At 58.3% G+C, this 8,573-nt stretch carries 9 protein-coding genes; 4 read left to right on the top strand and 5 right to left on the bottom strand.

Features of this window, described 5'->3' with window-relative positions; all coding sequences use genetic code 11:
* Positions 1 to 1,032 precede the first annotated feature (1,032 nt).
* Positions 1,033 to 1,254: a hypothetical protein gene (locus AC0L30_RS41855; protein ID WP_035994433.1), complete on the top strand. Its 222-nt coding sequence runs from the start codon at positions 1,033 to 1,035 to the stop codon at positions 1,252 to 1,254.
* A gap of 143 nt (positions 1,255 to 1,397) precedes the next feature.
* Here the strand turns inward: AC0L30_RS41855 and AC0L30_RS41850 are convergent, their stop codons facing one another.
* Both AC0L30_RS41850 and AC0L30_RS41845 read right to left on the bottom strand, forming a co-directional pair.
* Positions 1,398 to 1,553 (bottom strand): hypothetical protein, encoded by a 156-nt coding sequence (locus AC0L30_RS41850; RefSeq protein WP_007601702.1) that lies wholly within the window; start codon positions 1,551 to 1,553, stop codon positions 1,398 to 1,400.
* An 809-nt stretch (positions 1,554 to 2,362) separates the two neighbouring features.
* Positions 2,363 to 2,767, bottom strand: a complete 405-nt coding sequence (locus AC0L30_RS41845; RefSeq protein ID WP_245286025.1) for an alpha/beta fold hydrolase — start codon at positions 2,765 to 2,767, stop codon at positions 2,363 to 2,365.
* A gap of 247 nt (positions 2,768 to 3,014) precedes the next feature.
* Here AC0L30_RS41845 and AC0L30_RS41840 point away from each other — a divergent pair, with 247 nt between their 5' ends.
* Together AC0L30_RS41840 and AC0L30_RS41835 are read left to right on the top strand one after the other, a co-directional pair.
* Complete coding sequence (locus AC0L30_RS41840) at positions 3,015 to 3,611, top strand: phasin family protein (protein WP_007601704.1); 597 nt, start codon at positions 3,015 to 3,017, stop codon at positions 3,609 to 3,611.
* Positions 3,612 to 4,598: 987 nt separating this feature from the next.
* Positions 4,599 to 5,000 carry a response regulator transcription factor gene (locus AC0L30_RS41835; protein ID WP_371261352.1) on the top strand — a complete coding sequence of 134 codons (402 nt, stop codon included), beginning with the start codon at positions 4,599 to 4,601 and terminating at the stop codon, positions 4,998 to 5,000.
* Between the two features lie 123 nt (positions 5,001 to 5,123).
* Here the strand turns inward: AC0L30_RS41835 and AC0L30_RS41830 are convergent, their stop codons facing one another.
* Entirely contained in the window at positions 5,124 to 5,888 is a 765-nt protein-coding gene (locus AC0L30_RS41830; RefSeq protein WP_007601711.1) for an outer membrane protein, read from the bottom strand.
* A 949-nt stretch (positions 5,889 to 6,837) separates the two neighbouring features.
* Positions 6,838 to 7,029, bottom strand: coding sequence for a hypothetical protein (locus AC0L30_RS41825; RefSeq protein ID WP_007601712.1), 192 nt, complete (start codon positions 7,027 to 7,029; stop codon positions 6,838 to 6,840).
* 413 nt (positions 7,030 to 7,442) lie between these two features.
* Here AC0L30_RS41825 and AC0L30_RS41820 point away from each other — a divergent pair, with 413 nt between their 5' ends.
* Positions 7,443 to 7,706, top strand: a complete 264-nt coding sequence (locus AC0L30_RS41820; RefSeq protein ID WP_007601713.1) for a hypothetical protein — start codon at positions 7,443 to 7,445, stop codon at positions 7,704 to 7,706.
* Between the two features lie 677 nt (positions 7,707 to 8,383).
* Here the strand turns inward: AC0L30_RS41820 and AC0L30_RS41815 are convergent.
* Positions 8,384 to 8,573 (bottom strand): hypothetical protein (locus AC0L30_RS41815; RefSeq protein WP_473406695.1); only part of this gene is annotated, 190 nt, incomplete at its 5' end.

The following is an 8,573-nucleotide window of genomic DNA, read 5'->3' as shown; positions in this document are numbered from 1 at the left end:
GTCACGAGCAGCATGGTCCGGGTGCATTGCCAATCGGTTCCCAACATCGGTTCATAGACTCCACGAGGAGTACCGATGGCCATAGTAGTACCAGCCGCCATCAAGACAACGACGGTCAGCGCGAGCATTCGATAGGTTGTCAATTTCCACTTCATTGCGCTTCCCTCCAGTGGAAGCGCACACGCTACGCTCGGTGATACTTGCCGCTTGTGAACTAGCTCACACAATGCGCATCACAGCCGTGTGCAGGAGGCGCGCCAGCGTGAACTGACGGGCCTCTGATCGTGTCGGCAATCAGATTCAGTTCATCGGCTGCCCCTTTGCACAACAATCACGGTTCGCCGAAGACGACGTCACTGACCTTCATCTTGATCGGCAAAAGTGGGTCTCCTCAGAAAGCGGAGCGGCGGACGTCATCGCCGGCGCTGCGGTACGGGGACATGGTGGTTATCGCGACGGGCAAGCTGCGGCGCTGCCGCCGGTTCCCTCATCGATGAGGTTGCGTCAGGTGAGATCTGGCAGAGCGCCGTTCACTGAGATGGTGTTGTTGGTCATCTGTGTTGGTTTCCGCTAATACCGGTTGCGGACGATGTGGTGGCGAGTTTTTCGTAACAGCAGTCTCCACGGGTCACGTGAAGGCGATGCCGACTCCCGGTCCAACCAGAGCTACAGGTTGGTCACGTTATACCGAGACATAGGTCCGCCATGACGTCGTCCAAGCGGCGTTTGAGGGCTCTCGGCATTCGCTGCTCCGGCCAGGCTGCTCACCGGTTGGATGACGCGCCGCGTATGACATCGTTCCGGCAACGCGGACTTTCCCGGTCGAGGCAGCCCAACTGACCCGTTTTCGAAGGCGCAAAGCGGAGGGAACGATAACGCGACAATATCTTTGACTCGGTGGACCACCGCCCGCCGTTTGAGAACGGCGCCTGTAGCGGATAACCAAGGGCTCAAAGGCCCGCTGCTCAAAAACATGCGCTCGCGCGGATAGCCAAAGGCGGTGGTCCCGTTCCGAGCGGTGAAAGAACCAGCTTGAAAAAGCCGGCAAAAACGCGCGAAGAACTCGACGCGGCGATCAAGCTGGAGATGGAAGACATCTGCGAGTTGCCCACGGATATCACCGTCTCGGTCGTCCCCTGTCAGGATACTTGGAAGGTCGCGATCATGACGGACGGACGGCGGGACGCGGGGCGGTCCGAGATGATCGAAACGATCGCAGACCGGCTGCGGACCGAATTCGACTTGAAAAGCTGAACAATCGGCTCTACCGCCCAGGTCATCCGGCACGTCGCCAAACTTGCTGATCACGGTTGCGTCTCCGAAGTTGCCCGTCGCCAGATCTCCGCTGCGGCTGAAGGCCAACCGCGCCGACAATGCCGAGCTTCCGCGAAAGCGCCTCAGCTTTCATAGGCGGCGTTCGGGTTGACGTATTCGACCGCCTCGCCGGCGGCAATGCCGTCGTCGGCGGCCACGAAGTGCAGGGCGACGTAGTAGGTGACCTCGGACACCCGATCGCGGTTGCTTTCCACCACGAAAATTTTGTATCGCACCATGCCAGTCCTACCCAAAGGGGCCGCTACCGTAATCCGATGGCGGTCTGACGTCGCGCAAAAGCGAAAGGGAGTGCAGTCGTGCGGAACCGTTGTACGTGCGGTTGAGCTCCAGGAGGAGTTGTTCTTGAGAGCTGCGGCAGGTTTGCACCTCGCGCGGACCGGGTCGTTCCCCTAGTCCGCCCCTAGCCGATCTGTAGAGCGCCGCAGAAAAAGCTGGATGTGGACCTCGAACGGACGATCAGCGGAAGCGTCTGACGCCGCGGTCCAACTTAAGAGGAATTTGCTACCGAATTGACGGCTTGGGCAATGACGGCAGGATCTGCATACGTCACCATATGTCCAGCATTCGAAACCAGATGAAGCAGGGAGCGATGCAGCGCCTGATGTAGATTTCGCGCCTGTGTGGGTTCTATCACTTGGTCCTCTGTTCCGTGGAATATGCGTACTGGGCAGCCGATGCGTGAATAGCAAGCTTGGAATTGCACTGCAGTTGGAACGAGGAGTGCACTTTCCTCCGCAGCCGCTCTCAGTTGTTTGGGCCTGAGCGTTAGAGAAGCTGGAAATTCATTCTTAAACGTTTGCGGGACAGAACGGGGCGCGAAAATTTGCGAATGGTCCCGGGCCAGATGGCCCACGAAATGATCGGTGCGACAGTGTAACTCACCAAGTCGCCCAACACCGGTACGGCCGAACCCGACATCAGCCATACGTCCCATCGCACGGTCGGGAAGTAGTACCCGGACGCAAGCACAAGTGCCCCGGATGGGACAATCCTTTCGCAGGCTGAGAGTGATCGCGACAAGAGCGCCTCAGGAATGGCCCAGCACCACAGGATCGCGAACCCCGAGTTGATTTAGCGCCTTCGCCAGCAAAGCGGCTTGAGCTGCTGCGGTCCAGACTCGGAGCCGCGGCCGTTGACTATGCCCGAAGCCTGGACGGTCGAAGCAGACCACATGATTGCCTTGCGCAAGAAGGTCGACAAGCCCGTTAGTCGTGAAATCCTGGATCATGGATCTGTTGCCATTGAACAGCACGACGCAAGGAGCCGCAGGATCACCCCGCTCGATATAGTGGAGACGCACACCCGCGCATTCGAGGAACTTGCCGACTGGCGGATTCTTCCACTCCGCCAGTTTGGAGAAGCCGACGGTACCGATGGCGAGAAGTACGAACAGCGAAGCCGCGATGAGCAATACGGTTTCCGCAGTAGTCATGACTGAGCCTTGATGACGCGGGTTCGGCAACATCGTGATGCCGAGCGGTGCCGGACCTATGAAGCCAATTCACAAAATAATTGGAAGTTGAAGCGCTCGTTCCTGCGCGTGATCCCGGAGCATGATTAAAGTTGCCTCGCCCCGGAACGGGCAAAAAGCGAGCACGTTTGCTTGCCTAGGATCGCACTTGTGACGGACACGCACAGGACCCGATCTCACCAACAATAACATCGATGGAGCAACAAAAATGGCCAATGCACGCCCGGAGGAAAAGCCTACTCAAAATGCTGAAGAGACAATCCGACGCGCTGGCGAAAGGAGCACTGAGCAAACCAGACGGATCGGATTAGCCGCGGCTGAGGCCGGCGAGGAGGTGGCTCAAGCTAGCAGCCATTTGCTGCAACAAAATGCCGAGATGCTGAAAAACACTTGGCGTCTTGGCGTCGACATGGCCACGGCGCTGTTGGGTCGCTCCACTGACCTGCTTGGCCGAACACTCGGTGTGACAGGTGACGAAGCGCAGCGGGCAACGGAACGCTCCGCCCGCAACGCCGAAGCCATCATGTACTCTGCCACAGCTGTCGCAAAAGGCGTGAATGGTGTCTCACGCGAGTACTTCGATTTCGTGCGACAGCAGATGGAACTGAGCATGGACCGCATGAATGAACTCTGGCGCTGCCGAACTCCTCACGATCTCGCAGTCGTGCACACCGATCTAGTGCGCGACACGATCAGTAGCGCCTTAGATACTAGCCGTCGGATTGCCGACATGTCCCTCAAGGTGGCTGACGACGCCGGAAACCATATAAGTCAGACCGTCGAACGCATGAAGCGTGCTGCCTAGCTGGAGCTGCCGCTTCGGTGGCGCGAGCGGCCGAGCCGCTCGCGCCTTGCAGAGAACCTGCCAATGGCAACGATACTGACATTTCAAAATGGCGCTGTTTTCATAAGAACAAAGACAGCTAGACGAGGTTAGAGAGCAAACCCGCGAGGTGAGATCATGCGCCGATCAGATATGGCTTCCATCCTGCTCCTGGTCTTTGGTTTGGTGCCCGTGGCTGCCTCTGCTCAGCAAACAGCACCAGATCCCAACGAAGTCCCGACCCAAGTCCGGCCGGAGCGACCATCACCACAGTCAGGCCAAGGCCAAACGCAAACGGCTCCCGTCCAGCCAGAGCGGACACCGCAGCAATCAGATCAAGCGCGCGACTCAGACCGTCAGAGCGCCGAGGACACACGGGTCAACCGAGATTGGACGGCCCGGCGGCAGCGTAGCGAGGATCGAATGGATATGGACCGTATGCGTCAGCGACAGATGGGCCGTATGATGGAGCAAGATGAGGATCATCGAACCACCGGCCGAAGCTGGCGTCGCAACGATGACGATATGGACCGCGATTCTAGATATGGGTCAGCGGACCGCAGCGAAGGCCGCTACTATAACGAAATGCGGCCTCATGCTCGCGTCAAGACCTGCATTGAATATGAAAACGGCGACGAGTTCTGCCGGTACCGAGATTGAGGCGGTACTTGGAACCTGCCGCGTGCTGCCGTCGGCGTTGCCCATACGGTCCGGTGTGATCTCCTCGGCATCTTGCGGCGCAACTTGAAGCTCGGCACAAGTGTAATTCAGCACACACCTGTCGTTCGCCGCACGATCGTGGTGCGGGAGCGCGTCCAGGGAGGTGCCGGCGACCGGATCCGCTGGATCGTCTGCTCCGGTTCGCCGTGATGGCCGTGTCGGCCATAAGACGGTTAATTTTTCCTGTCGCCGATTTTGGCGAGTTGAACCGCCCCTGCCAGAAATCGCGGTCCAGAGCTGCAACAGCAATTGAAGGCACTTAAAGTCGCGCTACCAATCGTCTTCCTCACTGGCTACGAAGATATTCCCGTGCGGGCCATAAAAGCGGGTGGCGATGACTTCCTCACCAAGCCGGTTACACCGGAGCAGTTGCTCGGCGCCATTGAACAGGCAGTGGCCCGCCACGCAATTATGTTTAACGCGCGACGCGGGCTGCAACAGATGCAGGCGCTGCTGGCGACACTGACTGCGCGTGAACGGCAGGTATTCGAGCTTGTCGTGCGCGGAAGACTCAACAAGCAGATCGCGTCTGAATTGGGAGCGACGGAGCGGACAATCAAGGCACATCGTCATCGAGTGACGGAGAAGATGAAAGTGCGGTCTCTGGCAGAGCTGGTCACGATAGCTCAGCGGCTCGGATTGCTTGCTTAACGAATGTGGCCGCGATGAACGTGCTCTTCCAACTTAGACACCGCAAGGTAGCAAAGGCCAAGAAAATCATAACCACAAAAAAGCCCCGGCGTGCCGGGGCTTTGGTTTGCGAAGATGAGGGGATCAGTATCTGGCCGCGACCGGTGCGCCGTATCCACCGAAGCGGTAGTTCAATCGAAGCGTGACCATATCCACATCTTGGCTGACCCCGCTGCCGGTGAGGACAAACCCTCCGGGAGTGACTACGCCTGCGAAGCCGGCATTATCACGCCCCATCCAGAGATGGTCGTATTCGATACCGAACGACCAGTTGGGCGTGAAGCCGTACTCCCAGCCCACGCCGAGGGCGCCGCCCCAGCGCGTGTGGCCAGCCGATGCCAGGCCGACCCCGGTGACGTTGTTGAATATATCGAACCGATTGCGCGTCACGGCGCCGCCGCCCTTCACGTAGAATAGCGAGGCGTTCCACGCCCAACCGAGTTGCGCCGTGAAGAGCCCGATGGCGTCAATCTTACCGGTTGTCGAAATCAGCGGGTCGATCAGACTGACGCGCGTGTTCTTGATTTCGGCCCAATCTCCTTGCGCTTCCAAACCGAGCACAAATTGATTGGTTTGCCAGCGGTACCCGATCTGTCCGCCAGCGAGGCCCCCGGAGCGATCCGCGCAACCACCTGCGACTGTCCCTGCGGGCGTCACGAAATCCACACAACCGTGGCTTTGCCCCCAACCGCCGTTGGCGCCGATGTAGAAACCGGTCCAATCATAGATCGGCGCGACCACCGGGGGCGGGGCCTTGACGTAAGGCTTAGCCGCCAGATCAGCCGCTGATGCAGGTGCCGCCATGCTCACGGCCAGCAAAGCCACGCCACTTAACAAAATCTTCTTCATTACTTGCGCTCCATCCACGTTTCAGCCCAAACGACGCCGGTTCTTTTGCTGTCCGGAATTCCAGCCTTAAGCTAGCTGATTCAATCAGCAGGCGGTGTGCCTAGGCTGCAACAGCCGGGAAAATTCGGCAATACGCGCGCTTCAGTTGTGTCAGCGCTATTGACCGATCAAACTAAGGATCCAAGTCTTCGAGGCTGCGCCCGCGGTGTCGCCAGTTGGCCCAAACGCGAAGTGCACGATCTCCCCTAGTCGGATCGCGGGGGAAAAGCGGACGTTGCACAGAATTCGCGGCCGGTCTTACTGCGCTAGAAATCCGACTGCGACAACCAGTGCCACAATGCTTCCGAAAATTAGCAGTGCCGGGAGGGATTTTCGGGTCATTGGCCTCGTCGTATGGCGCGCAGCCGATTGACCGGGTTGAGGTCCAAGCGGTCTCTGGGACCGCACGAGTTTGCCCTCTGTCGTAGGCGTTCGAGCCTTTGGTTCCGGAGCCGCGCCTACGCGTCCCATCTCGCTGTAATAAGCGCTGTAGACCTCGCGAACGGCTAGAGCGGTGGACTCGGCCTCGCTCATTGTCTCGAGCCGAGTTTGATAATTTGTCGGAAAGCTTTGGGCGCTGGACGGCAGGTCGTCCACTCCTCCACATTCAAACGACTATCGCATTGAAGCTTCGTTCTAATTCTGGCTCGATAGTGAGTGCGCTACCGCCTACCTACGGTGCCAACCTACGGGTCATCGAAAAAACTGCCAAGACGCGCAGCATGGTGTGACAATAACGCATTTTTCTTATCGGCCTGCGACCGCGAATACCTGGAGCGATGTTGGTTCAATGCCAGCATTGGGCGAAGCTGGAGGCCGGAACGCTGGAGAGCGATGGGGTGTGAAAATGAAAGCTGCCCCGCCTCAATTGGCGTAGTTGCAATGTACCGAACAACGCTCGTCGGGCGGATCAGGCTGTATGTCGAAGAGAACTTACATAATGCTTGAAGAAGTGATCAAGCTTCACTGGTTCGCCGGTATCTCGCCAGAACAGTTTTTTACCGAGGCTGGCCGCCACCGCGAGGCGGTGGTGGCCGCCGATTAAAGTATGATCATCCGATGCTATGGCGATGACTTCGCCGTCTTCGTCCATGATTTTCATGTGCCGCCTCCAATTCAGCGCCCCGGTCAGCGCCGCCGCGATGGTGCGCAATGTATCTAACCTCTTGCGCGCTCTGGGCGTTCCAACCCATGAAGATCACAGCGGCGGCCATCTGCGGCTTTTGACGCCGGCCCTTATGCACGAGTGAACGCAGCCAGTGCGCCAGCCACTTCGCAACCCACGCCGGTGCGGCGCGCGGATGATGCGTCGGCTGGGAACAGTGTCAGGCGTAATCGCTTGGCAGTCATCAGTCCTTTCAACTCTTGCGAGCTACGATCACCGAGGTGGACGTTTTCGGCAGGGAGACTGCGACTGTAACCGACAACAATGCCGACCTTTCGAGGGAGTTTGCCACTCTTCGAAAGCATGGCGACCGCAGCAAGGCCCTGGCGGGGGTGCAGCAATGAGCGAGGTTGTCCAATTCCCCGGAGCCCAGCTGCCTGCCGCCGGGTATTCCGAAGAGCATATCGAAACTCCACTCGCTGGCGTTCCGTGATCTGGAAGGACGGATTTCCGACTGCGAGAGCATGGCCCAGATCGCCGCGCAACTGATGTGCAAGCACGCCAGCGGTTACGGCAAGCTCGTCTTTGCGGTGTGCAACACGGGACGAATGCTGAAGGCGCTCATGGCCGACTACTATGCCGCTTGGCACAACGAAAAGCCGATCGAGCCATGAAGCGCCGGCAGCGAATGATGACGCATCGCCGAAAGGGGAGGCGGTAACCCGGCGTCAACGAGTAGCGCGGTACGATCGATCATCGCGGACTGGTGACGAGTACCGCGGTACGCATGGGCATTGAGAACCCGTCGGCTACCGGAGCGGCTTTTTCATGTGTCAGATGTTTTTCAGAGCGGCCGCGGCAATCCATGGGTAACGCTCGGTCCAATCCGTGCCGTGCGCGATAGCAGCCGCACGCGTTTGTCCGCAGATACGTCCTGCTCTCTTGCGAGGTAGCAAAGGATGGGGAACGGCGGATGCGCTCGCTCCAAGGCACGCTGGCGATTTCAAAGCGTTCGGTCATTATTAAAAAAATAAATAATCGGGAAACAAATTAAATGTTGAAAAATATTTAAAATAGAATTAATTTGAGGGTGCCTGGCGCCGGACGAACGCGTCTGGCTACCGAGAAACGGCTCCCGCATCCCGCCCCTGCTTACGCCATGAGATGTGAGGGGCCGTTTCTTGGCCGATGCTGAGGCGGATCATGCTACGCATGGCTGACTTGTTTCTCGTCCTATGACAGCAGCGGTGTTACTGGTTGAAATCGCAATTTTTATTGTTCTCGTGATGATTTAACTGACGCGAGAAACTGAAAGTAGATGAGAAGCGGCACGCGATCGCGCATGGTCGTCTCAGTCAGCTCGCCGCCCGTCGTACGGTCGGCGGGTTTTTATGTTGTGGAAGTGGAAAAATGACCCGCCGGTCACACCGGCCTTTTCGTCATTGCTCACGAGCTTGGGCCGCATGCCCGCCAGTTTCATGTAAGCAAGCCGTCGCCAGATCAGGTTCACAAGGGCTGTGAGTGCATTTAGCCGCTCGAGG

The sequence above is a fragment of the Bradyrhizobium sp. MI1.11 genome (assembly GCF_055811255.1).
This window is presented reverse-complemented; position numbering and strand designations above follow the sequence as displayed.